This is a genomic window from Streptomyces sp. NPDC005794 (assembly GCF_042871445.1).
Classification (GTDB): Bacteria; Actinomycetota; Actinomycetes; order Streptomycetales; family Streptomycetaceae; genus Streptomyces.
The window spans coordinates 19,525-46,199 of sequence record NZ_JBIAIN010000022.1 but is presented as its reverse complement, the minus strand read 5'-3'; the positions used below and the strand labels follow the sequence as shown (position 1 = coordinate 46,199).

At 70.5% G+C, this 26,675-nt stretch carries 25 protein-coding genes; 13 read left to right on the top strand and 12 right to left on the bottom strand.

Going from position 1 to position 26,675, the window contains the following annotated elements:
• Nucleotides 1–97 precede the first annotated feature (97 nt).
• Nucleotides 98–1,036: a tRNA (adenosine(37)-N6)-dimethylallyltransferase MiaA gene (gene miaA / locus ACFYQ5_RS29510; RefSeq protein ID WP_389201927.1), complete on the bottom strand. Its 939-nt coding sequence runs from the start codon at nt 1,034–1,036 to the stop codon at nt 98–100.
• Between the two features lie 175 nt (nt 1,037–1,211).
• Here miaA and ACFYQ5_RS29505 point away from each other — a divergent pair, with 175 nt between their 5' ends.
• Nucleotides 1,212–1,454 carry an antitoxin gene (locus ACFYQ5_RS29505; RefSeq protein ID WP_389201925.1) on the top strand — a complete coding sequence of 81 codons (243 nt, stop codon included), beginning with the start codon at nt 1,212–1,214 and terminating at the stop codon, nt 1,452–1,454.
• 84 nt (nt 1,455–1,538) lie between these two features.
• Here the strand turns inward: ACFYQ5_RS29505 and ACFYQ5_RS29500 are convergent, their stop codons facing one another.
• Together ACFYQ5_RS29500 and miaB are read right to left on the bottom strand one after the other, a co-directional pair.
• On the bottom strand, nt 1,539–2,258 hold the full coding sequence (locus tag ACFYQ5_RS29500) for a class III extradiol dioxygenase subunit B-like domain-containing protein (protein WP_389201924.1): 720 nt from the start codon (nt 2,256–2,258) through the stop codon (nt 1,539–1,541).
• 14 nt (nt 2,259–2,272) lie between these two features.
• Nucleotides 2,273–3,793: a tRNA (N6-isopentenyl adenosine(37)-C2)-methylthiotransferase MiaB gene (miaB, locus tag ACFYQ5_RS29495; protein ID WP_389201921.1), complete on the bottom strand. Its 1,521-nt coding sequence runs from the start codon at nt 3,791–3,793 to the stop codon at nt 2,273–2,275.
• A gap of 99 nt (nt 3,794–3,892) precedes the next feature.
• Between miaB and ACFYQ5_RS29490 the strand changes: the two genes are divergently transcribed.
• Complete coding sequence (locus tag ACFYQ5_RS29490; protein WP_389201919.1) at nt 3,893–4,891, top strand: TAXI family TRAP transporter solute-binding subunit; 999 nt, start codon at nt 3,893–3,895, stop codon at nt 4,889–4,891.
• Between the two features lie 16 nt (nt 4,892–4,907).
• Here the strand turns inward: ACFYQ5_RS29490 and ACFYQ5_RS29485 are convergent, their stop codons facing one another.
• On the bottom strand, nt 4,908–6,302 hold the full coding sequence (locus ACFYQ5_RS29485; RefSeq protein ID WP_389201917.1) for an ATP-binding protein: 1,395 nt from the start codon (nt 6,300–6,302) through the stop codon (nt 4,908–4,910).
• A gap of 15 nt (nt 6,303–6,317) precedes the next feature.
• Nucleotides 6,318–7,010 (bottom strand): response regulator transcription factor, encoded by a 693-nt coding sequence (locus tag ACFYQ5_RS29480; RefSeq protein WP_389201916.1) that lies wholly within the window; start codon nt 7,008–7,010, stop codon nt 6,318–6,320.
• A gap of 355 nt (nt 7,011–7,365) precedes the next feature.
• Between ACFYQ5_RS29480 and ACFYQ5_RS29475 the strand changes: the two genes are divergently transcribed.
• The 9 genes from ACFYQ5_RS29475 to ACFYQ5_RS29435 all read left to right on the top strand — a co-directional run bounded on the left by ACFYQ5_RS29475 (nt 7,366) and on the right by ACFYQ5_RS29435 (nt 14,850).
• Nucleotides 7,366–8,151 carry an amino acid ABC transporter ATP-binding protein gene (locus tag ACFYQ5_RS29475; protein ID WP_389201914.1) on the top strand — a complete coding sequence of 262 codons (786 nt, stop codon included), beginning with the start codon at nt 7,366–7,368 and terminating at the stop codon, nt 8,149–8,151.
• A gap of 32 nt (nt 8,152–8,183) precedes the next feature.
• Entirely contained in the window at nt 8,184–9,107 is a 924-nt protein-coding gene (locus ACFYQ5_RS29470) for a glutamate ABC transporter substrate-binding protein (RefSeq protein ID WP_389201913.1), read from the top strand.
• Nucleotides 9,108–9,248: 141 nt separating this feature from the next.
• The gene (locus ACFYQ5_RS29465; protein ID WP_389201912.1) at nt 9,249–9,896 is read left to right on the top strand and encodes an amino acid ABC transporter permease; all 648 of its coding nucleotides are present in this window, start codon (nt 9,249–9,251) and stop codon (nt 9,894–9,896) included.
• A complete protein-coding gene (locus ACFYQ5_RS29460; RefSeq protein ID WP_389201910.1) occupies nt 9,893–10,822 on the top strand; it encodes an amino acid ABC transporter permease in 930 nt (309 codons plus the stop codon). Before ACFYQ5_RS29465 ends, ACFYQ5_RS29460 begins: the two co-directional genes overlap by 4 nt.
• Before the next feature lie 387 nt (nt 10,823–11,209).
• On the top strand, nt 11,210–12,844 hold the full coding sequence (locus tag ACFYQ5_RS29455) for an FAD-dependent monooxygenase (protein ID WP_389201908.1): 1,635 nt from the start codon (nt 11,210–11,212) through the stop codon (nt 12,842–12,844).
• Between the two features lie 32 nt (nt 12,845–12,876).
• Nucleotides 12,877–12,963: a putative leader peptide gene (locus tag ACFYQ5_RS29450; RefSeq protein WP_312845644.1), complete on the top strand. Its 87-nt coding sequence runs from the start codon at nt 12,877–12,879 to the stop codon at nt 12,961–12,963.
• Nucleotides 12,964–13,034: 71 nt separating this feature from the next.
• A complete protein-coding gene (locus tag ACFYQ5_RS29445; RefSeq protein WP_389201907.1) occupies nt 13,035–13,580 on the top strand; it encodes a cysteine dioxygenase in 546 nt (181 codons plus the stop codon).
• Entirely contained in the window at nt 13,577–13,987 is a 411-nt protein-coding gene (locus ACFYQ5_RS29440) for a rhodanese-like domain-containing protein (protein WP_389201905.1), read from the top strand. Before ACFYQ5_RS29445 ends, ACFYQ5_RS29440 begins: the two co-directional genes overlap by 4 nt.
• 173 nt (nt 13,988–14,160) lie before the next feature.
• Nucleotides 14,161–14,850: a hypothetical protein gene (locus ACFYQ5_RS29435; RefSeq protein WP_389201904.1), complete on the top strand. Its 690-nt coding sequence runs from the start codon at nt 14,161–14,163 to the stop codon at nt 14,848–14,850.
• 284 nt (nt 14,851–15,134) lie between these two features.
• Here ACFYQ5_RS29435 and recX read toward each other — a convergent pair whose 3' ends face one another.
• The 4 genes from recX to ACFYQ5_RS29415 all read right to left on the bottom strand — a co-directional run bounded on the left by recX (nt 15,135) and on the right by ACFYQ5_RS29415 (nt 18,828).
• Nucleotides 15,135–15,827: a recombination regulator RecX gene (recX, locus tag ACFYQ5_RS29430; protein WP_389201902.1), complete on the bottom strand. Its 693-nt coding sequence runs from the start codon at nt 15,825–15,827 to the stop codon at nt 15,135–15,137.
• Nucleotides 15,828–15,830: 3 nt separating this feature from the next.
• A complete protein-coding gene (gene recA, locus ACFYQ5_RS29425; protein WP_389201901.1) occupies nt 15,831–16,952 on the bottom strand; it encodes a recombinase RecA in 1,122 nt (373 codons plus the stop codon).
• A 314-nt stretch (nt 16,953–17,266) separates the two neighbouring features.
• Nucleotides 17,267–18,412 (bottom strand): AI-2E family transporter, encoded by a 1,146-nt coding sequence (locus ACFYQ5_RS29420; protein WP_389202015.1) that lies wholly within the window; start codon nt 18,410–18,412, stop codon nt 17,267–17,269.
• Nucleotides 18,413–18,633: 221 nt separating this feature from the next.
• Nucleotides 18,634–18,828, bottom strand: coding sequence for a DUF3046 domain-containing protein (locus ACFYQ5_RS29415; RefSeq protein WP_099176446.1), 195 nt, complete (start codon nt 18,826–18,828; stop codon nt 18,634–18,636).
• Between the two features lie 80 nt (nt 18,829–18,908).
• On the opposite strand from ACFYQ5_RS29415, the gene ACFYQ5_RS29410 reads away from it, so the two are divergent.
• On the top strand, nt 18,909–19,823 hold the full coding sequence (locus tag ACFYQ5_RS29410; RefSeq protein WP_389201900.1) for a hypothetical protein: 915 nt from the start codon (nt 18,909–18,911) through the stop codon (nt 19,821–19,823).
• Nucleotides 19,824–19,833: 10 nt separating this feature from the next.
• Here the strand turns inward: ACFYQ5_RS29410 and ACFYQ5_RS29405 are convergent, their stop codons facing one another.
• Genes ACFYQ5_RS29405 through ACFYQ5_RS29395 form a run of 3 tightly spaced genes read right to left on the bottom strand, consistent with a single transcriptional unit; the run spans nt 19,834 to nt 21,795 of the window.
• A complete protein-coding gene (locus ACFYQ5_RS29405; RefSeq protein ID WP_389201899.1) occupies nt 19,834–20,139 on the bottom strand; it encodes an AzlD domain-containing protein in 306 nt (101 codons plus the stop codon).
• A complete protein-coding gene (locus ACFYQ5_RS29400) occupies nt 20,136–20,921 on the bottom strand; it encodes an AzlC family ABC transporter permease (protein WP_389201898.1) in 786 nt (261 codons plus the stop codon). The genes ACFYQ5_RS29405 and ACFYQ5_RS29400 overlap by 4 nt, the downstream gene beginning before the upstream one ends.
• A 10-nt stretch (nt 20,922–20,931) precedes the next feature.
• Nucleotides 20,932–21,795, bottom strand: a complete 864-nt coding sequence (locus ACFYQ5_RS29395; protein ID WP_389201897.1) for an AraC family transcriptional regulator — start codon at nt 21,793–21,795, stop codon at nt 20,932–20,934.
• 102 nt (nt 21,796–21,897) lie between these two features.
• On the opposite strand from ACFYQ5_RS29395, the gene ACFYQ5_RS29390 reads away from it, so the two are divergent.
• On the top strand, nt 21,898–26,613 hold the full coding sequence (locus ACFYQ5_RS29390; RefSeq protein ID WP_389201896.1) for a DEAD/DEAH box helicase: 4,716 nt from the start codon (nt 21,898–21,900) through the stop codon (nt 26,611–26,613).
• Nucleotides 26,614–26,675 lie beyond the last annotated feature (62 nt).

Below are 26,675 nucleotides of genomic sequence, written 5' to 3'. Positions count from 1 at the left end.
CCTCCCAACTCGGACTCCACTGGTCGATCGATGCTCGATGATGGCACGGCCCCGGCCGCCGAAATGACGGGCGGAGCTACCCGATGCCATCACGTGATCAGGCTGTGACCGCTCGTTCGACCAATGCCAGCGCTCGGCGCGGGAGTTCTTCGCGCTGTTCCTCGGCACCACTCAGCCACCGGACGCGCGGGTCGCGCCGGAACCACGAGTCCTGACGGCGCGCGAAGCGTTTGGTGGCGCGTACGGTCTCGGTTCGCGCCTCGCTCTCGGTGCACTCCCCCGCGAGCGCCGCGAGCACCTGCTGGTAGCCGAGCGCGCGTGAGGCGGTGCGCCCCTCGCGCAGTCCCCGGGTCTCCAGGTCGCGCACCTCGTCCACGAGTCCGGCCTCCCACATCCGGTCCACGCGGGTGCGGATCCGTTCGTCGAGTTCGGGGCGTTCGACGTCCACACCGATCTGCAGGGCGTCGTAGACCGCTTCCTCGCCCGGGAGGTTGGCGGTGAAGGGCTTGCCGGTGATCTCGATGACCTCCAGGGCGCGGACGATACGGCGCCCGTTGCCGGCCAGGATGGCACGGGCGGCAGCGGGGTCCGCGGCCGCGAGCCGGGCGTGCAGGGCACCGGAGCCGTGCTCCGTGAGTTCCTGCTCGAGCCTGGCGCGTACGTCGGGGTCCGTTCCCGGGAATTCGAGGGCGTCGATCGCGCCCTTCACGTAGAGACCTGAACCGCCGACCAGGACGGGAGTCCGTCCTTCGGCCAGCAGCCGGTCGATCTCGTTGCGGGCGAGCCGCTGGTACTCGGCGACACTCGCGGCCTCGGTCACGTCCCAGATGTCCAGCAGGTGGTGCGGAACGCCGGCCCGCTCGGGAAGAGTGAGCTTCGCGGTGCCGATGCCCATGCCCCGGTAGAGCTGCATGGAGTCGGCGTTGACCACTTCCCCGCCGAGCTGCTGGGCGAGGAACACGCCCAGATCGGACTTTCCGGCCGCGGTGGGACCGACGACGGTGATGACGCGGGGGGCGGGAGCTGCTCTTCTCACCGGGACAGTCTCCCAAACTTCGAGGCGCGCCCCGACCGGAAGAGACTGAGTGGTCTTCCGCTCGGTCCGGTGCGGACGTCCCGGTCCACCGGCGCGGACGGACACGGCGAGTCACGCACGTTTGCTCTCGGACGAGTAAAATGTGACCACAGTCCCCCAGCACGGAAGGTGACCCATGGGTTTCCTGGACAACCTGAAGGCCAAGCTGGCCCCGGCCAAGGAAAAGGTCGGCGACCTCGCGCAGCAGCACGGGGACAAGATCGACCAAGGCCTCGACAAGGCTGCCCGCACGGTCGACCAAAGGACCAAGGGCAAGTACAGCGACAAGATCGTGACCGGTACGCAGAAGGCCAAGGAGGCGGTCGACCGCCTCGGCCACAAGAACCAGGGCGGTACACCGCCGCCGCCCGCCCCCTGATCCGGGGCCTCAGCGGAATCGAGGGCCGTGGAGCACTGTCGCTCCACGGCCCTCATCCATACCGTCGAAGGGCCGGGGACGGGGTCACGACCAAGCCGCGACGGTGTATCCCACGCCGTACGGGGCGTCCTCGTACAGCAGCTGCCCGCCGAGTCCCGCGCCTCGGGCCGCACCTGCGAGCACCTGCCAGGGGGCCCTGCCCGCCGCCTTCAGTTCGTACGCGAGCGACTCGTCCAGAGCGCTCAGCGCGGCGAGGTCCGCACCGCCCAGCGCGCGGGACGCCGCGGCGTCGAAGTCCGCCGCCCTGTCGTCCAGATAGCCGGGTGCCTTGACCGTACGGCAGGCGCTGCCGTCGCCCATGACCAGCAGGGCCACCCGCTCCGCCCTGGCCGCCAGGTCCGCCCCGGCCCGCAGGCAGCGGCCGGCGGCGAGTGACTCCTCCACGCCGAGCCCTTCGACCGGAGCGCCGTCCCACCGGGTGTGGCCCAGCAGCCAGGCACCGACGGCGAGGGAGACCGGGAGCGGGCGCTGCGGTGCGGGGGCCCCGGCGGGTACTTCGCCGAGCCGCACGGCCAGATCGACGCCGAATCCGGCGAAGGAGCCGGCCGAACCCGCCGGGAACGGCCCGCTCTCATCCGGCCCGGCGGGCCCGGCCACGACCAGCAGACCGGGCCGCGCGGCGGCGAGGACGCCCAGCGCGTCGAGGCTCGCGTTCCTCGCGGCGTCGAGCTCGGGCCCGGCTCCCGAGGCCACCTCGGGCACCAGGAGCGGCGGGCAGGGACAGACGGCGGCGGCGACAAGCATGCCGGTCAGCGTACTCAGTCGCAGCCGCATCCCGGGGTGGCGGCCGCGGGCAGCGGGACGGGCGCGCCGATGCCCGGCAGGCCCAGCATGACTCCGGCAGGCCGGTCGGCGGGTGTCGCGGTGCGCTTCTCCCAGGCGTCGCCCGACCGGGTGCGCCGGACGCCCAGGGGCGCGCCTTCGGCGAGCAGGTGGTGAGGGGCGGCGTAGGTGACCTCGACGGTCACCACGTCCCCGGGGCGTACGTCCTGGGGCGGCTTGGTGAAGTGCACCAGACGGTTGTCGGGCGCACGGCCGGAGAGCCGGTGCGTGGCACCGTCCTTGCGGCCCTCGCCCTCCGCGACCATGACCTCCAGGACACGGCCGACCTGCTTCTTGTTCTCCTCCCAGGAGATCTCCTCCTGGAGGGCGGACAGGCGCATGTAGCGCTCCTGGACGACCTCCTTGGGGATCTGCCCGTCCATGTCGGCGGCCGGGGTCCCGGGGCGCTTGGAGTACTGGAAGGTGAAGGCGTTCGTGAAGCGGGCCTCGCGCACGGCGTGCATGGTCTGCTCGAAGTCCTCCTCGGTCTCCCCGGGGAAGCCGACGATGATGTCGGTGGAGATGGCGGCGTCCGGCATGGCGGCACGCACCTTCTCGATGATCCCGAGGAAGCGCTCCTGGCGGTACGAGCGGCGCATGGCCTTGAGGATCGTGTCCGAGCCCGACTGCATCGGCATGTGCAGCTGGGGCATCACGTTCGGCGTCTCGGCCATCGCCGCGATCACGTCGTCGGTGAAGTCACGCGGGTGGGGCGAGGTGAAGCGGACGCGCTCCAGGCCCTCGATCGAGCCACAGGCCCGCAGCAGCTTGGAGAAGGCCTCGCGGTCACCGATGTCGGACCCGTAGGCGTTCACGTTCTGGCCGAGCAGCGTGATCTCGCTGACCCCCTCGGCGACGAGGGCCTCGATCTCGGCCAGGATGTCGCCGGTGCGGCGGTCCTTCTCCTTGCCCCTCAGCGCGGGGACGATGCAGAAGGTGCAGGTGTTGTTGCAGCCCACGGAGATCGACACCCACGCGGCGTACGCGGACTCGCGACGGGTGGGAAGGGTCGAGGGGAACGCCTCCAGGGACTCGGCGATCTCGACCTGGGCCTCCTCCTGGACCCGGGCGCGCTCCAGCAGAACCGGCAGCTTGCCGATGTTGTGCGTACCGAAGACGACGTCCACCCAGGGGGCCCGCCGGACGATGGTGTCGCGGTCCTTCTGTGCAAGACAGCCGCCCACGGCGATCTGCATCCCGGGGCGCTTCGTCTTCATCGGGGCGAGGCGGCCCAGGTTGCCGTAGAGCTTGTTGTCGGCGTTCTCGCGCACCGCGCAGGTGTTGAAGACGACCACATCGGCGTCACCGTCGGATCCCTCGGGGGCGCGCACGTATCCGGCGCCCTCCAGCAGCCCCGACAAGCGTTCCGAGTCGTGGACGTTCATCTGGCACCCGTAAGTGCGTACCTCGTAGCTCTTCTGGACGTCCACTGCTTCGCTCCGGTTGCCGCTGGTCATGGGACAAGGGTAGGCGGTGACAGCACCTCTCCCGCCGCCGGAGCCCGTGCCCCAGGTCAGGCCTGGCCAGGACGGGGCACGGCCTGGCAGGATCGCGGCATGCTGCACGCACTGTCCCGGTCGGGCCGGCGACGCACCCTTCAAGGAGGCGCCGCCGCCGTGGTCGCGCTCGGACTGCTGCTGTGGTGGGTGCTTCCCATCGGGGAGGAGGAGCCGAGCGGTTCGCTCACCTTCTCCACCGGCGTACGGAGCGGGGTCTACCAGCGCTACGGGCAGCGGCTGGAGGGCGCGCTCGCCAAGGACATGCCCAAGGTGTCGATACAACTGCAGACCAGCGAGGGCTCGCAGCAGAACATCGAACGGGTCGCGACGGGTAAGGCCGACTTCACCATCGCCACCGCCGACGCCGTCGCCACCTACCTGCAGAGCGGGAAGCCGGGCAGTGAGCGGCTGCGCGGCTGTGTCCGTCTCTACGACGACTACGTCCAGCTGGTCGTGCCGCGGGACTCCGACATCCGTGAGGTCGCCGATCTGCGGGGCAAGCGGGTCGGAGTGGGGCAGAAGGGCTCGGGGGTGCTGCTCGTCGCGGACCGGCTGATGGACGCGGCGGGCGTCCACCCGGGCGAGGACATCACTCCCGTCCATGCCGGGATCGACACGATGCCGGCGAGGCTGATGGAGGGCCGGCTGGACGCCTTCTTCTGGTCCGGCGGGCTGCCGACCGGCGCGGTGCAGGACCTCTCGGAGAAGTTCGCGATCCGGCTGATACCGCTGGACGACGAGCTGATCACCGAACTCCAGTCGGCGGGCGGGTCCACGCGCTACTACCGCTCGGCCGTGATGCCGGCCGACGCCTATCTGCACGCGCAACAGGGTCAGCCCGTGCGCACGGTCGCGGTCTCCAATCTGCTGATCACCACGGACCGTACGGATCCGCTGACGACCGAGGCGTTCACCCGGACCGTGATCGACAGCCGGGACCGGATCGGCCGCGAGGTGCACTCGGCACAGCTGGTGGATTTGCGGACCGCGATCTACACCGATCCGCTCCCGCTGCACGAGGGAGCCAAGCGCTACTACCGCTCGGCCAAGCCCTGACGGTCCGGTGCGGGGCTCACGCCGACGGAGGATCGCGCGGCACGGTGACCGTGACGCGCAGGCCGTGCGGCTCGTGCGTCTCGTAGCGGATCGATCCGCCGCCCGCCGTGAGCAGGGCACGCGAGATGGAGAGGCCGAGACCCGACCCCTTGATGTTCTGGTGCCGCCCGCTGCGCCAGAAGCGGTCGCCGACGCGCTCCAGCTCCTGCTCGGTCAGGCCGGGGCCCCGATCGGCGACGGCGACCGTGGCGCCCTCGCCGTCCGATCCCGTCGTGACCCGGACCTCCTGGCCCTCGGGGGTGAATTTCAGCGCGTTGTCGATGACGGCGTCCAGCGCGCTGGAGAGGGCGATCGGATCCGCCCAGCCGGTCATCGCGGGCACCCCGTCCAGCGTCAGCCGCACACCCTTCTCCTCGGCCAGCGGGCGCCACGAGGCGATCCGCTCGGCGGTGAGCGCGGCGATGTCCGTCAGCTGGAGGTCCGCCGCCGGGTGCTCGGCCAGCGCCAGGTCCAGCAGGTCGTCCAGCACCTGGGCGAGACGCTTGCCCTCCGTGCGGACCGAGGCGATCTCCTCGTTCCCTTCGGGGAGTTCGAGCGCGAGGAGCTCGATCCGGAGCAGCAGCGCGGCCAGCGGGTTGCGCAACTGGTGCGAGGCGTCGGCGACGAAGGCGCGCTGCTGCTCCAGCACGTCCTCGACGTTGTCGGCCATCTCGTTGAACGAGCGGGCCAGGCGCCGGAGCTCCGGAGGCCCGCCGGACGCGGCGACACGGGACCTCATCCGGCCGCTCGCGATGTCGTGGGCCGCCGCGTCCAGGACCCCTACGGGCAGGAGCACCCATCCGGTGAGACGGAACGCGGCGCCGACCGCCACGAGCATGGCCGCGACCTCCCCGAGGGCGATGAGCAGCCAGCCGCGCAGGGTCCGGGACCGCATGTCGCCGGTGGGCGAGTCGGTCACGACCACGGCGATCACATCCCCGTCCCGTACGACCGGGGAGGCGACGACGATCCGGTTGTCCTGCCAGGGCCAGACCTGCGGCGGGTCGTGGGAGCGGCGGCCCAGGAGGGCCTCCGCGAAGGCCTCGCGGCCCTCTCCCTCGGTGGGGAGGGTCCAGGACGCGGGGGCTTTGGCGAGGGCTCTGTCGTCCCGGTAGAAGACCCCGGCCCGGATCCCGTACACCGAGTCGTAGGCCTCGAGTTCGGTCTGCAGGATCCTCTGCCGTTCCTCGGCGCCCCGGACGGGCTCGTCGACGAACTGGGCCAGCGCGGAGAAACGCGCGGTGTCGTCGATCCGGTCGATGACGACCCGCTGCTGCTCGGCGGCGGCCTCACGCACGGCCAGCGGGAAGCCGAGGGCGAGCAGCACGGCGGCCATCAGGATGATGAGCAGGGGAAGCAGGCGGGTGCGCACGGGAGGTGTACGTCCTCAGGCCGACGGGGGAACGAGCCGGTATCCGACGCCGCGTACGGTCTCGATCAGTGCGGGAAGCCGCAGCTTGGAGCGCAGCGACGCGACGTGCACCTCCAGGGTGCGTCCCGTTCCCTCCCAGCTCGTCCGCCACACCTCGCTGATGATCTGCTCACGGCGGAAGACCACTCCGGGGCGCTGGGCCAGCAGCGCGAGCAGGTCGAACTCCTTGCGGGTGAGCTGGACCTCCTGCCCTTCGACACTGACCCGGCGCGTGGGCAGCTCGATGCGGACCTGGCCGATCCGCAGGGCCGCGAGCGGGGTCGCTCCGGTGTCCTCACCGGCGGTCCGGCGCCGGGCGACGGCGTGGATCCGGGCCAGGAGCTCACCGGTGTCGTACGGCTTCACGACGTAGTCGTCGGCGCCGAGGTTGAGGCCGTGGATCCGCGAACGGACGTCGGAGCGCGCGGTCACCATGATCACCGGGATCGCCGAGCGCTTACGGATCTTGCCGCACACCTCGTAGCCGTCCTGGTCGGGCAGGCCGAGATCGAGGAGTACGACCCCGAAGGGCTCCTTGTGCGCAGGCAGCAGCGCCTGCAGGGCCTCCTCGCCGCTGCGGGCGTGCACGACCTGGAAGCCGTGCCGCGCGAGCACGGCCGACAGGGCAGCGGCGACGTGGTCGTCGTCCTCGACGAGCAGCAGTCTCATGGCCCCCCTCTGCAGTTCATGTCCGGTCATGTCCTTCGTGCGTGACGACGGCGGACCGTGCGTGACGATCCACCGGTGTTCCACCTGACGGACCTTGCCGTACAGCAGTGATTCACGTCATCCCCGTACCAGGGCATCCACGCCGATGACAGGTACGTCAGTCAAGTCCCTCCCCATTACCACCAGGTTTCCGTTACCCACCCGGTACGCCGGCGCGCGTCCCATGACGTCCCGTTCACGCGATGTGTCCGTCTGCGGCCGGATCGTTATGCTCAATTTCCGCTCAGATGTAATGACGCTGGTAGCACCGCCTCACTAGGGTCCTTCTAACCGAGGAGGACGGAGCATGAAGCCGATGAGCGGAGTTTCAGTGACCAAGGCCGCCGAGGATGCCGCACCCGCGGAGGACGACCTTGTCGTACTGAGCAACGTCAACAAGCACTTCGGCGCGCTGCATGTGCTCCAGGACGTCGATCTGACCATCGCCCGCGGCGAGGTCGTCGTAGTCATCGGACCCTCCGGGTCCGGGAAGTCCACGCTGTGCCGCACGATCAACCGCTTGGAGACGATCGACTCGGGCGCGATCACGATCGACGGCAAGCCGTTGCCCCAGGAGGGCAAGGCGCTGGCCAGGCTGCGCGCCGATGTCGGCATGGTCTTCCAGTCGTTCAATCTCTTCGCACACAAGACGGTGCTCGAGAATGTGATGCTGGGCCAGATCAAGGTCCGTGGGACGGACAAGAAGGCCGCCGAGGAGAAGGCCCGGGCCCTGCTCGACCGCGTAGGGGTCGGCGTGCAGGCGGACAAGTACCCGGCGCAGCTCTCAGGCGGTCAGCAGCAGCGCGTCGCGATCGCACGTGCGCTGGCGATGGACCCCAAGGTCATGCTCTTCGACGAGCCCACATCGGCGCTCGACCCTGAGATGATCAACGAAGTGCTCGAGGTCATGCAGCAACTGGCACGCGAGGGGATGACCATGGTCGTCGTCACCCACGAGATGGGCTTTGCCCGTTCGGCCGCGAACCGGGTGGTCTTCATGGCGGACGGGAAGATCGTCGAAGAGGCGACTCCCGACCAGTTCTTCAGCAATCCGCGCAGCGACCGTGCCAAGGACTTCCTGTCGAAGATCCTTCACCACTGATACCGACGACCTACGACACGAGGATTTTTGACATGAAGCTCCGCAAGTCGGCCGCCGTTGCGGCCATCGCTGTGCTCGCTCTGACCGCGACCGCGTGCGGCGGCAAGGAGGGCTCCGCCGGCGACAAGCCGTCGGGCGTCAAGCCCGGTTCCTCGGAGGCCCCGAAGCTTCCGACGTACACCGTCGCGACTGGTGTCGACCTGGACTCGCCGGTCTTCAAGGAGGCGAAGAAGCGCGGCAAGCTGGTCATCGGCGCCAAGGCCGACCAGCCGTACCTCGGCTTCGAGGACCAGTCGACCAAGGAGCGCTCCGGCTTCGACATCGAGATCGCCAGGATGATCGCGGCCGACCTCGGCTTCACGGAGAAGCAGATCGAGTGGAAGACCGTCGACTCGGGCATCCGCGAGACGGCCATCTCCAAGGGCCAGGTCGACTACTTCGTCGGCACCTACACGATCAACGACGAGCGCAAGAAGCAGGTCGGCTTCGCGGGCCCGTACTACAAGGCCGGCGCGGACCTGCTGGTGCGCAAGGACGAGACGTCCATCACCGGCAAGGAGTCGGTGAAGGACAAGAAGGTCTGCTCGATCGTGGGTTCCACCCCGCTCCAGGAGATCAAGAAGCCGGAGTACGGCGCGCAGGTCGTCGAGCTGGCCAAGTACTCGGACTGCGTCCAGCAGCTCCTGACCAAGCAGGTCGACGCGGTCACCACCGACGACTCGATCCTCAAGGGTTACGCCGCCGCCAACTCCGGCAAGCTCAAGGTCGTCGGCAAGCCGTTCACCGACGAGCCCTACGGCATCGGCCTGGACAAGGACGACAAGGTGCTCCGCGACGCGATCAACAAGTCGCTGGACACCCACATCAAGGACGGCACGTACAAGAAGATCTACGACGCCACCCTGGGCCTGTCCGGTTCGGAGTACACCGAGCCGCCGGCCATCGAGAGCTACTGACACAGCTCCGTCGCTGACGTCCTGTCACTGACGCCACGCGCGTGAGCGAGGCGTCCCGTACGCCGCCGTCCCTGAGCACGACGGCGTACGGGGCGCTCCTTCCCCTGCCCTGATGCCGCTGACCGCCGACGCGGAGACCCCATGAACGTATTGCTCGACAACTTCCCGGAATTCCGCGACGGCTTCATAGGCACTGTGTCGATCACCGTCATCAGTTCGGTCATCGCCCTTGTCCTGGGTGTCGCCATCGCCGGCTGCCGGGTGTCCCCTGTGCCACCACTGCGCTACTTCGGCACCGCCTGGGTGACCCTGCTGCGCAACACCCCGCTGACGCTTCTCTTCCTGATCTTCTTCTTCGTGGTGCCGGAGATCCTCTTCCCGGGCATGAGCCCCTTCCTGCTCGGCTCCCTGGCGCTCGGCTTCTACACCTCGTCCTTCGTGTGTGAAGCCGTCCGTTCGGGCATCAACACCGTTCCCCTGGGGCAGGCCGAGGCCGCGCGCTCCATCGGAATGACGTTCGCCCAGACCCTGCGGATCGTGGTTCTCCCGCAGGCCACCAGGTCCGTCATCCCGCCGATGAGCAGCATCTTCATCGCGCTCACGAAGAACTCGGCGATCGCCGGCGCCTTCAGCGTCACCGAACTCTTCGGGTGGCAGAAGCTGATGAGCGACCGGGGATACGAGATCACGCCCGTCTTCATCTGGGTGGCCCTCGGCTACCTGGTCGTCACGTTCGCCATCAGCGGTCTCTTCCGGCTGCTGGAGCGCCGCATGGAGGTCGCCCGATGAGCGCCAGCGTTCTCTACGACGCACCGGGCCCCAAGGCCGCCGTCCGCAACAGGATCTACGCCGTGGCCGGAAGCCTCGCGATCCTGGCCCTGATCGCGGTCAGCGTGGTGCGGCTGTCCGAAAAGGGGCACCTCGCCCCCGAGATGTGGGACATCTTCAACTACGCGGGCATCCGGCAGAACATCGCCGACGCCGTGCTCGCCACGCTCAAGGCCTTCGGTCTGGCGGCGGTCGGCTCAGTGGTCCTCGGCGTGCTGCTGGCCGTCGGCCGGCTCTCCGACCACAGGCCGGTCCGCTGGTTCGCCATCGCGTTCATCGAACTCTTCCGTTCGATCCCGCTGCTGATCACCATCTACGCCATCTGGGTCGGCTTCCTCACCGACTACTCGATGTGGGCCCTGGCGCTCGGACTGTCGGTCTACAACGGCTGCGTCCAGGCCGAGGTACTGCGCGCGGGCATCAACTCCGTGCCCAAGGGCCAGAGCGAAGCCGCGTACGCCCTCGGGATGGGCAAGACCCAGGTCATGGTCAACGTGCTGATGCCGCAGGCGATCCGCGCGATGCTGCCGACGATCATCAGCCAGCTGGTGGTGACCCTCAAGGACACCTCGCTCGGCTTCATCATCCTGTACCCGGAGCTGCTCCAGACGGCGCGTCTGATCGCTTCCAACACGCAGGTCAACTCCCAGTACCCGTACGTCTCGACCATCGCCGTCATCGGCACGATCTATGTGGCGATGTGTCTGGTCCTGTCGGCGCTCGCCACCTGGATCGAGAAGCGCGGGCGGCGGGCCAAGACCGGTATTACGGTCGCGGCCGCGGCCGCGACGCCGGCGATCCCGCCCGCCGGCAGCCTCTCGGGCCCCCAGGCCGAGGACGGCCCCGAGGGGAACGACACCATCGGCAAGATCGACAAGAAGGACTGACAGGTCGCGCGCGGGGCATCTCCCGTAACGGGTGACGCACCGTACGCCCTCATACGTCCTTACGTTCAGGACAGCCCGCCGGTACGCCGGCGGGCTGTCCTGGTTCCCGGCGCACCCGGTGCCGCATGCCGCTCGCGGTGTCCGATCTCCCGGGACCGCCGGAGGCACGGGAGCCGCGTGGGTTGCGTGGGGTGGCAACGCGGGCCTCCCGTCCCACTGTCGCTTGACGCAAGCAGCGGCAGTGGGTTGCATTCGTTCTGTGATCGCGTCTCGAAGCACCGCCGCCGCGCCTCCTCCCTCCCCTGCGAGCTCCACGGCCTCCACTACCTCCATGCCCTTCGCGACGGCCTTCGCGACCTGCACGATCAGGACCGGAGGGATCACGCCGTGGACCCGGTGATCGTCGTCGGCGCCGGGCCGGTCGGGCTGGCACTGTCACTCGCCCTCGCCGCACAAGGCGTTCCCTCCGTCCTCCTCGACGAAGGGCCGGGCAAGGACGAACCACGTCCCGCCCGCACCGTCGTGCTGCGTGAGGACACCGCGGGCCTGGTGGAACGGCTCGGCTGTTCCGCGCTCCACGGCGACGGGCTGCGGTGGGCCGGCTGGCGGTCGGTGCGGCGCAAGCAACTGGTGCGGGCGGTCCCCCTCGGCGAGGGGGAGGGCACCGTTCCGCTGCCCTCCCCCGTCCATCTGCCGCAACACGCGCTCACCGGCGGGCTGCGGGCAGCGGTCACCGCGCAGGACCTGGTCACCATGGTGCCGTTCAGCCGGATCGACACCCTGGAGCAGGACCCGCGCGGCGTCACCGTGCATACCAGGGAGCCCGGATCGACCTGGTGGCGCGGAAGTTACCTGGTGGGATGCGACGGCGCGCGGTCCACCGTACGCAAGCTCCTGGACATCAGATTCCCCGGTCGTACGGCGGTGGAACGGCACGCCGTCGCGGCGCTCCGTGCCCCACTGCCCTGGCCCGGCGAAGCTCTGCTGCACCGGTCTCCGCCGTGGCGTACGGGTGGCGCCGAGGTCACCGCCCGGCCGCTGCCCGACGACGTCTGGCGGCTGGACTGGCTTCTTCCGCCGCGCGGCGAACTCGTCACCCCCGACGCCCTGATCACCCGCATCCGTGACACCCTCGAAGGCTGGTGCGGCGAGACGCCGGCCTACGAACTGCTGGACACGGGTGTGTACACGCTGCACCACCGGCTGGCCAGGCGGTGGCGGTCCAAGCGTGCCTTTCTCGCCGGTGACGCCGCCCACCTGCTGGGCGCGCTCGGCACGCAAGGACTGGACGAGGGGTTGCGGGACGCCGAGAACCTGGCCTGGAAGCTGGCTCAGGCCTGGCACCAGGGCGCCTCCGATCTTCTGCTCGACAGCTACCAGGCCGAGCGCAGGGCCGCCGTGGCCTCCCGGCTGCGTGCCGCCGACCAGTCGCTGCCGATACTGCGGGGCGGAGCGGGTCTCCGGACACTCGTACCGGGCGCCGCACGCGGACACGACACATTGCTGGCCGATGGCCATCTGGGATGCGGGCCCCTGGGTGCGCCCCCCTCGTACACGCACTCCCCCCTTTCACCTCAACGCGCCGAAGGTCACGCAACGGTGGGGACTGCTCCCGGTGCGCCGGTCGCCGATGTGCGGGTGACCGCGCCCGACGGGGAGACGGTGCGGCTGCGCGAGCGGCTGGGCCTGGGGCACCTGCTGGTGATCCTGGTCGCTCCGGGCACCGGGGTGTGGGACCGGCGGCACTGGCTGACCGCGGGTGTCATGCCCCGGCTCGTCGACGCGGTGGACGCCCTCCCCGTGAAGGCCGAGCTGCTGGTGACCGAGAGCTACCCGGGGGCGACAGCCCACACGGTGTTACTTGTCAGGCCGGACGGGCATCTCGTGGCCGCCTTCAGTGGAGTGCGGCCCGCCGAGCTCCTCGCGGCGGCCGACGCGGCGCGCGGGGGTGGCGCGGACACGGCGCACGACGACCAAGAGCGCACCACCACGAGCTCCGACCGGGCTGCGGACGTCAATTGACCGCCACAGGCGCACATGGTGTACTCCAGATCATGAACGACACCGATGTGCGCCTGTGGCGGAGGGTCCATATGGACCTCGTCCGCTATGCGGGCTGCGTGTGTCGTCCGTCCTGCTGAATCGCCTCTCCCGGCACGCCGTGCTGTTTCCGCCCGGCCGTGCTTCCACGCGAACTCTCAGGACGGTCCCCGTGTCTTCTCCCTCTTCTGCTCTGTCCACGCCCGCCGCCGACGCCGGCCCGTCGGCCCCGACCGAGGCGGAGCTGCTCGACTTCGTCCGCCGGACCGCGGAGGACACCGCGCTCATCGCCTCGCTCCCGCTCGATCCCGAGGGGCGCACCTGGCTCCGGCTCGAGGGCCCCGGCGGCAGCGAGGCGTGGCTGATCAGCTGGCCGCCCGGTACGGGCACCGGCTGGCACGACCACGCCGAGTCGACGGGGGCGTTCACCGTCGCCTCCGGTTCCCTCAGGGAGCACTCGCTGGCCGCCCGGCTGCCCACCGACGGCTGGAAGACCCTCGAACTGAGCGAGGGCGTCGACCGCACCCGGCTCCTGGCGACCGGCCGAGGCAGGGCCTTCGGCCGGCACCACGTCCACGAGGTACTCAACGAGTCCGGCCACGAACACGCCGTGTCGGTACACGCGTACTACCCGCCCCTGCCGCAGATCCGCCGCTACAGCCGTACGGGGGCGGTACTGCGCCTGGAGCAGACCGAGCGCCCGGAGGACTGGCAGTGAGCGGCGGGGACCAAGGGCCTCAGGAACCGGTGGGCATCGACGAACTGCTCGCCCGGGTGCGGGCCGGCTACGAGCGGATCGGTCCCCAGGAGGCTGCGGCCGCGGCTGCGGAAGGCGCGCTGCTGGTCGACATCCGCTACGCGGCGCTCCGCGAGAAGGACGGTGTGATCCCCGGAGCTCTGGTGGTCGAGCGCAACGAGCTGGAGTGGCGGCTCGATCCTCAGGGCAGCCACCGTGCCCCGCAGGCCGTGAGCCACGATCTGCGGGTCGTGGTGATCTGCAACGAGGGCTATGCCTCGAGTCTCGCGGTCGCCTCCCTGCGTCAGCTGGGACTGCACCGGGTCACGGATCTCACCGGCGGTTTCCAGGCGTGGCGCGCTGCCGGGCTCCCGGTCGTCGTCCTCTGACCGGAAGCACGTGACCGAATGGCCGGTGGCGCTGTCACCGGCCATTCGGCTGTTCGCGGGACCCGAATGATTCCCTGACCCACCCGAACGCTGCTCTCCGGTGGAGCGTTCGCCCCGCGCGACGGACATTCGCCTCATCACTGAGGATCGGAATGTACGGAGATGCCGCGCCGATGGAAACCGCTCAGCTCAGCCCGGACCAGCTCGACGCACAGGCCTCCCGGCTCCACGACACGGACGCCTGGCAGCTCATCGTCACAGGCTGGGAGCGCACCGCCCACGAGCCCGCGTCCCCTGCGTCCCCTGCGTCCCCTGCGTCCCCTGCGTCCCCCGTGCCCCCTGCGTCCCCCGCGTCCGTATCGGACGGTGAGGCACGGCCCGCCAACCCGGCCGGCTGGCGGGCTCTGCTGTCCGTGCCCGTCGACCAGCTCATCGAGGACTCCCTGCGGACCTTGCCCGCGCGGCAGCCTCAGGAGCGCCCTCTGCCAGGGCGCCTCGGCGCCGTGCTGCCCGAACACCTGCACGCATGGCGGCGCATCGGACAGCCCGATGTCCGCCCGTCGACCCATCTCGGCTACGCGCGGCAGATCCTGACCGAGTGGGGCTGGCAGAACACCCCCTACCGTCTGCGCAACGCCCGTGGTGCACGCTGCCTCTGCGGGGCGATGCTGACCGCCCACCGGCTCGGCTACGGGTCGCTCGACACCGTCGACCGTGCCGGGGCCTGGATCGTCACCGAGCTGCGCTCGGTGGGCTGGACCGGTCTGATCGGCCCCTGGAACCGTCAGCCGGGCCGCACCGCCGCAGACGCGCTGGCCCTGATCGACGCCACGATCCGCCGGGCATCCCTGGCAGGGCACTGAGCCAGGCCGACGGGCGGCCCCGGCCGACACCGAGCGCAGGCTGCCAACAGCTGACGGTGGCGGCGGTGGCCCCCTCCGCCACCGCCGCAGGCCCGTTCATGTGGTCTGTACGCCCACTTCCTGACCCCCGCCACTCCCCGCCGAGCGCCACCGCGCTCCCCCGCGCCCACCGTCCGGCGCGTTCCCCCATTCGCCCATCGTCCGCGCGTTACCTCGGTTCGCCCATCGTCCGCGCGTTACCCCGGTTCGCCCGCGCGTTCCCCCGGTTCGCCCCCGTTCGCCGGTCAGAAGGGCTCGTCCAGCCCTTCCGTGTCCTCCCCCTCTGCCTCGATCGCCTGACGCACCACGCGCAGGGCCATCCCCTCGCCGTATCCCTTGCGGGCGAGCATGCCCGCGAGCCGTCGCAGGCGCTTGTCGCGGTCCAGCCCCCGGGTGGAGCGGAGCTTTCGCGCGACGAGCTCCCTGGCGGTCTCCTCCTCCTGTTCGGGGTCGAGCTGCCCGACTGCCTCGTCGATCACCGCCGGGTCCACCCCTTTGGTGCGCAGCTCCCGCACGAGGGCACGACGGGCCAGCCCTCTGCCGTGGTGCCGGGACTCGACCCAGGCGTCCGCGAACGCCGCGTCGTCGATCAGCCTCACGTCCTCGAACCGCGAGAGCACTTCTTCCGCCGCCTCGTCGGGGATCTCCCGCTTGCGCAGCGCGTCCGCCAGCTGCTGTCGGGTACGCGGGGTCCCGGTCAGCAGCCGGAGGCAGATGTTGCGCGCCTGTTCGACCGGGTCTCGCGGTTCCCCCTTCTCGGCCCTCGACGAGGAAGGGGAACCGCTGCTTCTGGAACGGGAGCGGGAACGACGGCCCGCCCCCTCGCCGAACCCGGCCCCCCGGCCGGGCTCCGGGAGACCCCCGGACGGCTCTGCGGCGTACTCGGGGCCGGGACCCGCACCGGCGTCGGTGCCCGGCCACTCCGTGCGACGCGTCACGGCCTAGCTCTTGGCGGCTGCGGTCTTGGCGGGCTTGGCCTTGGTCGCGGGAGCCGGCACCGACTTGGCCGCTCCCTCGGCCGGGGCACCGGCGGCATCGGCCGCGGGCTCCGGCGCCGCTTCCTCCGGACGGACACCGACGCCGAGCTTGTCGAGGATCTTCTTCTCGATCTCGTTGGCGAGGTCGGGGTTGTCCTTGAGGAAGTTGCGGGAGTTCTCCTTACCCTGTCCGAGCTGGTCGCCCTCGTACGTGTACCAGGCGCCGGCCTTGCGGACGAAGCCGTGCTCCACGCCCATGTCGATCAGACCGCCCTCACGGCTGATGCCCTGGCCGTAGAGGATGTCGAATTCGGCCTGCTTGAACGGCGGCGCCACCTTGTTCTTGACGACCTTGACGCGGGTGCGGTTGCCCACGGCGTCCGTGCCGTCCTTCAGCGTCTCGATCCGGCGGATGTCCAGACGCACCGAGGCGTAGAACTTCAGTGCCCGGCCACCGGTCGTGGTCTCCGGGGAGCCGAACATCACCCCGATCTTCTCGCGGAGCTGGTTGATGAAGATGGCGGTGGTCTTGGACTGGTTGAGCGCGCTGGTGATCTTGCGGAGTGCCTGGCTCATCAGACGGGCCTGCAGACCCACGTGCGAGTCGCCCATCTCACCCTCGATCTCCGCACGGGGCACCAGGGCCGCGACGGAGTCGATGACGATCAGGTCCAGTGCACCGGAGCGGACCAGCATGTCCACGATCTCCAGCGCCTGCTCGCCGTTGTCCGGCTGCGAGAGGATGAGGTTGTCGATGTCGACGCCGAGTTTCTTCGCGTACTCAGGGTCCAGAGCGTGCTCCGCGTCGATGAACGCCACCGAGCCGCCGAGCTTCTGCGCGTTCGCCACGGCGTGCAGCGTCAGCGTCGTCTTGCCGGAGGACTCCGGTCCGTACACCTCCACCACGCGGCCGCGCGGCAGACCACCGACGCCGAGCGCGACGTCGAGCGCGGTGGACCCGGTGGGGATCACCTCGATCGGCTCGTTCGGCCGCTCACCGAGGCGCATCACCGCGCCCTTACCGAATTGCCGTTCAATCTGTGCGAGTGCGGCGTCCAACGCCTTCTCGCGGTCGGTTCCTGCCATGGGTTCCACCCGATTTGCTTGAGTCGATCGCTTCACGTCACAGACGCTAACCCCTGCCACTGACAATGGGCCTCGACGTCCTCCCGGCCTGTGGACAACTCCACAGCCGGGTCCGGCAAAACCCGGCCGGAATCTCATGAGAATGGATGTTCGATTTCAGTGTCAAGCGCACCGCACCGGGCTGACACGCCCGAGAGTAGCCGCCCCTAGCAGTCAACAGCGAGTAAGTCAATTAAAATATGACGGGCTCCACGTTGATCTCGTGGAGGATCAAGAGTGGTGGCCCACGACGCAGCCAGGTCTGCCGGCCGATGTCACCGGTCGCCGCCCGCCCGGCCGCCGCCACCCTCGCCGCCCCGCACCGCGCGGCGGATCCTCGACAGCACCGGCTCGCCACGGCGCCAGCGGTGGCCGCCCTGCACCCTCGGGTCGTCCATCACGTCGTAGCGCTTCACATACGCGCCCAGGAACGCCTGGAGCGTCGCGACGGCCGGGATCGCGATCAGCGCCCCGACCGCACCCATCAGCGCGGTGCCCGCGACCACCGAGCCGAAGGCGACCGCGGGGTGGATGTCGACCGTCTTGGACGTGAGCTTCGGCTGCAGCACGTAGTTCTCGAACTGCTGGTAGACCACGACGAAACCGAGGACCCACAACGCGTACCAGGGATCGACCGTGAAGGCGATCAGCATGGGCAGCGCCCCGGCCAGATACGTACCGATCGTGGGGATGAACTGCGAGACGAGGCCGACCCAGACCGCCAGTGCCGGTGCGTAGGGCACACCGAGTACCACCAGCAGGACGTAGTGGGCCGCGCCTGAGATGAGCGCCATCAGTCCGCGCGAGTAGATGTAGCCACCGGTCTTGTCGACGGCGATCTCCCAGGCTCGCAGCACCTCGGTCTGCCGGGAGGGCGGCAGCACGGAGCACAGCGCGCGCCGCAGCCGGGGCCCGTCGGCAGCGAAGTAGAACGAGAACAGGAAGATCATCAGCAGCCGGAACAGCCCGCCGAGCACGGTGGTGGAGACGTCGAGCACGCCGGTCGCACTGTTCTGCACGTACTTCTGGAGCCAGTCGGAGTGCAGCAGACTGTCCTGCACCTCGACCCGGGAGAGCTCCGTCCGGAAGGTCTGGTTGACCCAGTTGATCACCGAGTCGAGGTACTTGGGGAACTCCTCGACCATGTCGACGATCTGGCCGGCGAGCATCGAGCCGAGCAGGACGACGAAGCCCACCCCGGCGATCAGCACCGCGAGGAAGACCAGGAAGGTGGCGAGCCCCCGGCGCATCCCGCGTCCGGCCATGCGGCTGACGGCCGGCTCGATGGCCAGCGCCAGGAAGAAGGCGATGAGGACGTTCGTCAGCAGTCCGATGAGCTGGTAGAACGCCCAGCTCCCCAGGTGGAAGCACCCGTAGAGCGCCAGTGCCATGACCATCGCGCGCGGCAGCCAACCGGGCATGCGGACGGGGCCGGTGCCGGGCTGCGGTGGATTCGGTGGTGCGGCCGGCGGGACGGGCGGCGAGGCGGGCGGCTGGGTCTGGGCGGTCTCGTCTGTCGGTGCCACGGGACAAGTCTCGCTCACCGCAGTGACAGCCGGGCCCCCGGCCCGTCGGCGCCCGGCAACGACTGACGCAGGTGACACAGGTCACGCGGACGTTCCGGTGGACGGGACCGCGTCGGTCAGCGTTTGTCCGGTGGCACACCGACCGCCGAGCAGACCCCGCGCCAGACGTCCTTGGCCTCCCAGCCTGCCGCCAGTGCCTCGTGGACCGTACGGCCGCCGAGCTCCGCCATGACGTGATCACGTGCGAAGGAGTCGGCGTACGTCTCGCCGAAGTGATCCGCCATCCGTTCCCAGAAAATCGTCAACCGCATGCCCTCAGTATCCCGCTCCTGAGAGTGCAGACGGCCCGGGAGGGCCCTGTCGGCGACCCTTTCCCCTCTACGGTCGGTTCATGGCTGGAACCGGAGCAAACCCTCTCGCCCGCGCCGAGCAGTTCATCTGGCTCACCGCACGCGTCCTCGAACAGCGGCGGTTCGCCCATCTCTTCCTGGGAGGAGGCGCGGACAGCGTCGAAACCGCGCTCGCCGCCTATCGCAACGAGGACGGTGGCTACGGTCACGCGCTCGAACCCGATCTTCGCGGACCGGTGAGTCAGCCGCTGCACACCGCTCATGCGCTGAGCGTGCTCGACTCGATCGGTGGCTGCGGTGGTCCGCGTATCGAGCGGATCTGCCGCTATCTGACGGACGTGTCGACCAAGGAAGGCGCGCTGCCCGCCCTCCACCCGTCCCAGCGCGGCTACCCCGCGGCACCGTTCATCCCCGTCGTCGATGACCCACCCGCCGAACTGCTGGCGACGGGCCCGGTGGTCGGGCTGCTCCACCGCAATCAGGTGTGGCATGCCTGGCTGTTCCGGGCCACCGACTTCTGCTGGGCGGCCGTCGACGCCCTGGAACAGTCCCATCCGTACGAGATCGAGGCCGCCGTCGCCTTCCTGGACGGCGTCCCCGACCGTGCGCGTGCCGAAGTGGCCGCCGACCGGCTCGGACAACTGGTGCGTGAGCAGCGGCTGGCGGTGCTCGATCCGCAGCGCCGCGCGGAATACCCGGTGGCCCCCGGTTACGCCCCGGAGGAGCGCCACTTCCCCTACGACTACGCCCGCACACCCGGGTCGCTCGCCCGCCGCTGGTTCACCGACTGCGAACTGGAAAGCTCCCTGGATCATCTGGCGGCCGAACAGCGGGAGGACGGCGGCTGGCCGGTCTACTGGCGTCAGTGGGCGCCGGGAACAGCCCTTGAGGGCCGCCCGATCGTGACGCTCAAGGCTCTGCAGACCCTCCAGGCGTACGGCCGTCGTCTGCGTTGATCCGTCCCGCTCAGAGCATGGCGCGCGTGACCGCGGTGACCACGACGGCGGCGCCGACGACGACCAGGAAGGGAGCCCGCAGGACGAGGGCGAGGGCCGCTGCGGCGAGCCCTGCCGCTCTGGCGTCGAGTACCAGCTGTTGTCCGTCGCCGAAGGTCTGCTGGGCGGTGAGAGCGGCGAGCAGCGCCACCGGAAGGAGTGCTGCCAGCCGTTGCACGAGGGGGCGTTCCAGGACTCCGGCAGGGACCATGAGCCCCAGGAGCTTCGCGAGATAGCAGCCGGCAGCCGTCAGCCCGATGGCGATCCAGATGTTCATCGACTCTCCCTGGGCGTCGTGCCTTCGGCGACGGTCTCGTCCGTGGTCCTCTTGTCGCGGCCTCGGCCCTGCAGGAAGAGGACGACCGGGGCTGCCAGCGCGGCCACCAGCACGGGCGCACCCGCCGGGAGCACCGGCAGGAGACCCAGCACCAGCAGGACCGCGAGCCCCCCTGTGACGCGTTCCGTCGTGCTCTTCAGCATCGGCGCGAGGAGAGCGAGGAACACCGCGGGGCCGGCCGCGTCCAGCCCCCAGGCGTCGGTGTCGCCGAGCGCTTCCGCTCCGAGCGCGCCGGCCAGCGTGGTCAGGTTCCACAGGGTGTAGAGGGTGAGGCCGGTGACGGTGAATCCGATGCGCGCGGCGCGCCTGTTGGGCTGGGGCAGGGTGACGGCGGTCGTCTCGTCGATGACCCATTGCGCGGCGAGGGGGCGCAGCGGCCGGGGCAGGGCGAGGAGCTGCGACAGCCGTAGCCCGTAGAAGGCGTTTCGGATGCCCAGGAAGAACGCTCCGGCCGCGGCGGTGTAGGGATTGCCTCCGGCCGCGAGGGCACCCACGAGGGCGAACTGGGAGGCGCCGGTGAAGACGAGGAGACTCAACGCGCAGGTCTGGAGAAGGGTCAGTCCGGAACCTGCCGAGGTCACGCCGAAGGCGAATCCGGAGAGACCCACTGCTATGCCCACGCCGAGTGCGTCCCGGACGACGGCCGAGTCCGGCTTCTCCGTGCCCACACCCTGCGCCTCGGGCGCGCCGGTGCTCTGAGGGGGTGCTGTCTGCTCTGCCACGCCCGGAACCCTAAGGGGCCGGGTCTCCGCCGGTCTTGTACGTTCTTGCACGCTCGCGCCGGTAGGCGCCCGGGGGAACTCCGACGATGCGGGTGAAGTGCCGGTTGAGATGGGGCTGGTCGGTGAAGCCGACGGCGGCGGCGGCATCGGCGGGTGCGGTCCCGGCGTCGAGCATGCGCCGCGCACGGCGCACCCGCGCGTCGGTGAGCCAGGTGTGCGGGGGCATCCCGTACTGCTTCTTGAAGGCCCTCAGCAGGGCGAACGGGCTGGTGCCCAGCTCGGCCGCGAGCGCCTCCAGGGTGGGCGGCCGTTCCATCCGCTCCTCCAGCGCGGCCCGCGCGCGGGCCGCGTCACGGGCACCGGCGAAGTGCGACTCCCTGGCCCGCAGCACGCTGCCGTGGCGGTCGAGCAGCCGGGCGACCAGGACCCGCAGCACACTGTCGGCGGCCAGGGCGTTGCCCTCTTCGGCCGCCCGGTGCACTTCGGAGATCAGCCGGGCGGGATACGGGTCCACCACGCTGCTCTCGTCGAAACCGACCGTGCCGCGCAGGCTCGTCAGGTCGGCCGCGATGTCGTTGATCACCTGGGCGGACGGGTAGAGCGTGGCGTACGCCCACCCCTCGGGCACCCCGGCACGCGCGGTGTGCGGCACTCCCGGGTTGATCATGACCACGGTGCCGGGTCCGGCGTGCACGGTGCTGCCGGGGAGACCGATGTGCTCGACACCGCTCGTGACCGTGGCGAGGACGAAGCCCTCGTGGCTGTGTCGCGGAAAGGCGTGGCGGACGTACCGGGCGCGCAGCAGATCGAGGTCGGGCAGCTCCGCGTACTGCCAGTGCCTCGCCCATTCCTGCGTCGTGTCCACCTCCGCCATCCTCGTATTCTCGCAGGTCCGGCAGGTGGCCCGACGTCCGGGAAGGCGAGCGGCGGGCACGTCCACCGGCCGTTGTCAGTGGCGGGGTGCACGATGGGGGGCATGGCAGGTTCCGCACTCGATTCGTTCTCGCCGGCGACCCGCAGCTGGTTCACGGCGGCCTTCGACGCGCCCACCGCGGCGCAGGAGGGTGCCTGGCGGGCCATCGGCGAGGGCTCGGACGTACTGGTCGTCGCACCGACCGGATCGGGCAAGACGCTCGCCGCCTTCCTCGCCTCCCTGGACCGGCTCGCAGCGGTCCCGCCGCCCGCCGAGGCGAAGAAGCGCTGCCGGGTGCTGTACGTGTCGCCGATGAAGGCGCTCGCCGTCGACGTGGAGCGGAATCTGCGTTCCCCCCTGACCGGGATCCGTCAGGAGTCGGTGCGCCTGGGCCTGCCCGAGCCGGAGGTGCGGGTAGGGATCCGTTCCGGTGACACCCCTCCGTCCGAGCGCCGTTCGATGGCGACGAAACCCCCGGACATCCTGATCACCACTCCCGAATCGCTGTTCCTGATGCTCACCTCCTCGGCCCGGGACGCGCTGGCCGGGGTCGAGACGGTGATCGTGGACGAGGTGCACGCAGTCGCGGGCACCAAACGCGGTGCCCATCTCGCCGTGTCCCTGGAGCGTCTGGACGAGCTGTTGCCACGGCCCGCGCGGCGTATCGGGCTGTCGGCGACGGTCCGTCCGGTCGACGAGGTCGCGCGGTTCCTGTCGCCGCAGCGGCGGGTGGACATCGTCCAGCCCCCGTCCACCAAGGAATTCGACCTCTCCGTCGTGGTTCCGGTGGAGGATCTCGGCGAGCTGAGCGGCTCCCCCGCTACGGGCGACGAGGGCGGCCAGGCGGAGAAGCCTTCGATCTGGCCCCATGTCGAGGAGCGGATCGCCGATCTCGTGCAGTCGCACCGCTCCACGATCGTCTTCGCCAATTCCCGGCGGCTGGCGGAACGCCTGTGCAACCGGCTGAACGAGATCGCCTACGAGCGGGCGACCGGCTCCGCGTTCGAGGAGGATCCGGGGGTCGGCAAGCCTCTGCCCGGGGCCCACTCCCCCGCCGAGCTCATGGCCCAGTCCGGATCCGCGAAAGGGGCGCCTGCCCTTCTCGCCCGTGCCCACCACGGCTCGGTGTCCAAGGAGCAGCGCTCCCAGGTCGAGGAGGATCTCAAGGCCGGCCGGTTGCCCGCCGTGGTGGCCACCTCCAGCCTGGAGCTGGGGATCGACATGGGCGCCGTCGACCTGGTGATCCAGGTCGAGTCGCCGCCGTCCGTAGCCTCGGGGCTGCAGCGGGTGGGGCGCGCCGGACACCAGGTCGGCGCCGTGTCCACCGGTGTGGTCTTCCCCAAGTACCGCGGCGACCTGGTCCAGGCGGCCGTCGTCACCGAACGGATGCGTGAGGGCGCCATCGAGGCACTACGGATCCCGTCCAACCCGCTGGACGTGCTCGCCCAGCAGATCGTCGCCACGGTCGCGCTCGACAGCTGGCAGGCCGACGACCTGCTCGCCCTCGCCCGCCGGGCAGCTCCGTTCGCCTCACTCCCCGAGTCGGCGTTCACCGCCGTGCTCGACATGCTCGCCGGACGCTATCCGTCCGACGCCTTCGCGGAGCTGCGTCCCCGTGTGGTGTGGGACCGCGTCACCGGTACGGTCACGGGCCGCCCCGGTGCCCAGCGGCTCGCCGTCACCTCGGGCGGCACCATTCCCGACCGCGGGCTCTTCGGCGTCTTCCTGGCCGGCGCGGACCCGAAGAAGGGCGGCGGACGCGTCGGTGAGCTGGACGAGGAGATGGTCTACGAGTCCCGGGTCGGCGATGTCTTCACGCTGGGCACCACGTCCTGGCGGATCGAGGACATCACCAGGGACAGGGTCCTGGTCTCACCCGCCCCCGGAGTCCCTGGCCGGCTGCCGTTCTGGAAGGGCGACCAGCTGGGCCGCCCGCTGGAGCTGGGCCGTGCGCTGGGCGCGTTCCTCCGGGAGCTCGGCGGGCTGTCGGCCGAGGACGCCAGGCTGCGGCTGCTCGCCGCCGGCCTCGATGCCTGGGCGGCGGACAACATCCTGTCCTACCTCGACGAGCAGCGGCGGGCCTGCGGCCACGTCCCCGACGACCGCACCGTCCTCGTCGAGAGGTTCCGGGACGAGCTGGGCGACTGGCGGATCGTGGTGCATTCGCCGTTCGGCGCCCAGGTGCACGCCCCGTGGGCACTCGCCCTGTCCGCCCGCCTCTCCGAGCGGTACGGCATGGACGCACAGGTCATGCACGCGGACGACGGCATCGTGCTGCGGCTGCCCGACGCCGATCTGATGGGCCTCGACCTCCTCGACTTCGATCCGGTCCAGGCGGAAGCGGGCGGTGGGGCCGGCGTCGATCCAGGACGCGGCGATACGGGCCCCGGTTTTCCCACCGCCGGCTACGACAGCGAGCAGCCGCCCGTCGGGGCCACCGATGTGGTGTTCGACAAGGGGGAGATCAGCCAGGTCGTCACCGAACAGGTCGGCGGGTCGGCTCTGTTCGCCTCCCGGTTCCGCGAATGCGCCGCGCGGGCCCTGCTGTTGCCCCGGCGCAGCCCGGGCAAGCGCACCCCGCTGTGGCAGCAGCGTCAGCGCGCGTCCCAGCTGCTGCAGGTGGCCTCCGAGTTCGGCTCGTTCCCGATCGTCCTCGAGGCCGTCCGCGAATGTCTGCAGGACGTCTTCGACGTTCCCGGCCTCACCGAGCTGATGGGCGATCTGGAGGCGCGTCGCATCCGTCTGGTCGAGGTGACCACACCCGAGCCTTCGCCGTTCGCCCGCTCGCTCCTCTTCGGTTACGTCGCGCAGTTCCTGTACGAGGGCGATTCGCCCCTCGCCGAGCGGCGGGCGGCAGCCCTTTCGCTCGACTCCCATCTCCTGGCCGAGCTGCTCGGCCAGGCGGAGCTGCGCGAGCTGCTCGACGCCGACGTCCTGGGCGAGCTGGAGCGGGAGCTCCAGTGGCTGACCGACGACAGGAAGATCAAGGACGTCGAAGGAGTGGCCGATCTGCTGCGCGTCCTCGGCCCCCTCACCGACGCAGAACTGGCGGAGCGCGGCGCCGAGCCGGCCTGGGCACCGGAGCTGGCGACATCCCGGCGCGCCATCCAGGTCCGCATCGGCGGAGCCGCGCACTGGGCGGCCGTCGAGGACGCGGGCCGGCTGCGCGACGCGCTCGGCACCGCGCTTCCGGTAGGTGTCCCGGAGGCGTTCACCGAACCGGTCAAGGACCCGCTCGGCGACCTCCTCGCCCGTTACGCCCGTACGCACGGCCCGTTCACCACCACGCTGGCAGCAAGCCGTTTCGGTCTCGGCACCGCCGTCACGGACGGGGCGCTGCAGCGGCTTACCGCGTCCGGCCGCGTCGTCCAGGGCGAATTCCACCCCGCGGGCATCGGTCAGGAGTGGTGCGATGCCACGGTCCTGCGGCGACTGCGCCGCCGTTCGCTCGCCTCGCTCCGTCAGGAACTGGAGCCGGTTCCGCCCGCCGCACTGGCCGGATTCCTCCCCCAGTGGCAGCACCTCGGCGACAACAGTCTGCGCGGGATCGACGGGCTGGCCCGCGCCATCGAGCAGTTGCAGGGTGCCCCGGTCCCCGCGTCCGCCTTGGAGAAGCTGATCCTGCCGAGCCGGGTCACGGGGTACACCCCCGCGATGCTCGACGAGCTCACCACCACCGGCGAGGTCGTCTGGGCGGGCGCGGGCGCACTTCCCGGAAAGGACGGCTGGCTGTCCGTCTACCTGGCCGACAGCGCGCCTCTGCTCCTCCCACCGCCCCACCCACTGGAGGAGACCGCGTTGCACGAGTCGGTTCTCACCGTCCTTTCCGGCGGGTACGGGCTCTTCTTCCGGCAGATCGCCGATCAGGTCCGCGCCACCACCCACCCGGACTGCACCGATCCACAGCTGGCCGACGCACTCTGGGACCTGGTCTGGTCCGGGCGCCTCACCAACGACACGCTCGCCCCCCTGCGTTCACTCCTCGGCTCAGGGCGCACGGCCGGCTCCACCGCACACCGAGCGAGACGCAATGTGCCGCGCGGCCGTTACGGGTCGCTGACGGCGGCAGCCCGTCCCGCGTCCCGCACCGGTCCGCCGACCGTGTCGGGGCGCTGGTCGCTGCTCCCCCCGGCCGAGCCCGAGCCGACCCATCGGGCGCATGCCCTGGCTCGGACGCTCCTGGACCGCCACGGTGTGGTGACCCGCGGTGCGGTGCAGGCCGAAGGCGTCGAGGGCGGGTTCTCGGCGGTCTACCGCATCCTCGCCGCGTTCGAGGACAGCGGGCAGGCCCGCCGTGGCTATGTCGTCGAGGGGCTGGGGGCGGCACAGTTCGCCATGGACGGTGCCGTGGACCGGCTCAGGGCGGCCTCCACCGCACGCGATCGTGCGGACCCCGGCTCCGCTCCCCGTGCGCTGGTCCTCGCGGCGGCCGATCCCGCCAACGCGTACGGCGCCGCCCTTTCCTGGCCCGAGTCGCCGGACGGCGCGGGACACAAGCCGGGGCGTAAGGCGGGCGCGCTGGTGGTCCTCGTGGACGGCGAGCTGACGCTCTACATGGAGCGCGGCGGCAAATCCCTTCTCGCGTGGCCCGCCGACCCCGATGACCCGGCCCTCCACGCCGCGGCGGCGGCGCTCGCGTCGGCGGCCCGCGCGGGGACGCTCGGCACGGTCACGGTGGAGCGCACCAACGGCGCTTCCTCCCTCACCTCCCCACTGGGCCGCACCCTGGAGGCCGCCGGCTTCCTCGCCACACCGCGAGGTCTGCGGCTGCGCGCCTGAGAACGACAACGGACCGAGGACGACAACGGACCGAGGAGGACAGCGGCCCGAGGACGACGTCG

Coding starts and splice junctions, on each gene's coding strand:
- ACFYQ5_RS29410 (WP_389201900.1), top strand. CDS start 18,909: ATGGCTGGAACCGGAGCAAACCCTCTCGCCCGCGCCGAGCAGTTCATC.
- ACFYQ5_RS29435 (WP_389201904.1), top strand. CDS start 14,161: ATGGAAACCGCTCAGCTCAGCCCGGACCAGCTCGACGCACAGGCCTCC.
- ACFYQ5_RS29465 (WP_389201912.1), top strand. CDS start 9,249: ATGAACGTATTGCTCGACAACTTCCCGGAATTCCGCGACGGCTTCATA.
- ACFYQ5_RS29470 (WP_389201913.1), top strand. CDS start 8,184: ATGAAGCTCCGCAAGTCGGCCGCCGTTGCGGCCATCGCTGTGCTCGCT.
- ACFYQ5_RS29420 (WP_389202015.1), bottom strand. CDS start 18,412: ATGCCCGGTTGGCTGCCGCGCGCGATGGTCATGGCACTGGCGCTCTAC.
- ACFYQ5_RS29500 (WP_389201924.1), bottom strand. CDS start 2,258: ATGCTTGTCGCCGCCGCCGTCTGTCCCTGCCCGCCGCTCCTGGTGCCC.
- ACFYQ5_RS29390 (WP_389201896.1), top strand. CDS start 21,898: ATGGCAGGTTCCGCACTCGATTCGTTCTCGCCGGCGACCCGCAGCTGG.
- ACFYQ5_RS29405 (WP_389201899.1), bottom strand. CDS start 20,139: ATGAACATCTGGATCGCCATCGGGCTGACGGCTGCCGGCTGCTATCTC.
- miaB (WP_389201921.1), bottom strand. CDS start 3,793: ATGACCAGCGGCAACCGGAGCGAAGCAGTGGACGTCCAGAAGAGCTAC.
- ACFYQ5_RS29460 (WP_389201910.1), top strand. CDS start 9,893: ATGAGCGCCAGCGTTCTCTACGACGCACCGGGCCCCAAGGCCGCCGTC.
- ACFYQ5_RS29490 (WP_389201919.1), top strand. CDS start 3,893: ATGCTGCACGCACTGTCCCGGTCGGGCCGGCGACGCACCCTTCAAGGA.
- ACFYQ5_RS29475 (WP_389201914.1), top strand. CDS start 7,366: ATGAGCGGAGTTTCAGTGACCAAGGCCGCCGAGGATGCCGCACCCGCG.
- ACFYQ5_RS29450 (WP_312845644.1), top strand. CDS start 12,877: ATGAACGACACCGATGTGCGCCTGTGGCGGAGGGTCCATATGGACCTC.
- recA (WP_389201901.1), bottom strand. CDS start 16,952: ATGGCAGGAACCGACCGCGAGAAGGCGTTGGACGCCGCACTCGCACAG.
- ACFYQ5_RS29395 (WP_389201897.1), bottom strand. CDS start 21,795: ATGGCGGAGGTGGACACGACGCAGGAATGGGCGAGGCACTGGCAGTAC.
- ACFYQ5_RS29480 (WP_389201916.1), bottom strand. CDS start 7,010: ATGAGACTGCTGCTCGTCGAGGACGACGACCACGTCGCCGCTGCCCTG.
- ACFYQ5_RS29505 (WP_389201925.1), top strand. CDS start 1,212: ATGGGTTTCCTGGACAACCTGAAGGCCAAGCTGGCCCCGGCCAAGGAA.
- ACFYQ5_RS29415 (WP_099176446.1), bottom strand. CDS start 18,828: ATGCGGTTGACGATTTTCTGGGAACGGATGGCGGATCACTTCGGCGAG.